The 842-nt window shown below is 54.2% G+C and carries 1 pseudogene; it reads left to right on the top strand.

Annotated elements, in window-relative coordinates:
* Positions 1 to 65: 65 nt before the first annotated feature.
* A pseudogene (locus tag AC1D15_RS35035) lies at positions 66 to 842 on the top strand (hypothetical protein); the annotation flags it as partial.

Below are 842 nucleotides of genomic sequence, written 5' to 3'. Positions count from 1 at the left end.
CTCCATGGGCGATCCAAGCGGACCGAGGGGCTGGAGCACTCATAAGCTTCAGCTTGAGTGGAAACGTGTACGCTCCTGATTCTGATGTCCGTGATCGACTTACACAATCCAACGGCGGCTGGGTGTACCTCGATGTGGAGGGGAAGAGCGAGGAGTTTTATGATACCCAAGGGAATATAATCAGTATCAGAAGAAGCAACGGCGCCGCACTATCTTATACGTACAGTCTGGCAAGTACTCCTCCCGCGGTGGCACCTACGCCAGGTTTGATCATTGCTATTCAAGATAACTTCGGCCGCTCCATACAGTTCCTGTATGAGCAGCCAATCGGTGTGGACACGCCACGGGTTCGACAGCTGATTGACCCCAGTGGAAACGCCTCTACCGCGCACTACGATGGAGTGGGGAATCTTGTCGGCATTTCGCCATCGATCGGTGGCTATCGTCATTACCTCTACGAGAGAACGGACCTGCCGTGGGCATTGACCGGTGTGGCCGACGAGAACAGTACTCGCTTCTCTACGTATGGATACGACGCTGCGGGGCGTGCGATTCAGACTCAATTGGCCGGTGGTGTCAGTCTCTATGCTGCTAGCTATGCGTCTCCCCCGTCGTGGAATGTAGTTCTCAGCTATGAGGCTTCGAATAATACGTACTGGGCTGATCATTACTGGAATGCGCCAACGGGGATCTCACTGACGACGCCTCTTGGTGCTGCGAGTAACTTAACAACGCAGTATGTAGCAGGTTCTCAGTACATATCGGGGCAGAGTCAGCCAGCAGGGAGTGGCTGCGCAGCAAGCAGCACCAATAGAGAGTACGACTACAACGGGAATCTGGTT

The organism is Rhizobacter sp. P2_H2 (assembly GCF_056403375.1).
The sequence above is the reverse complement of the archived record's forward strand: the minus strand, read 5'-3'. Positions and strand labels throughout refer to the sequence as shown.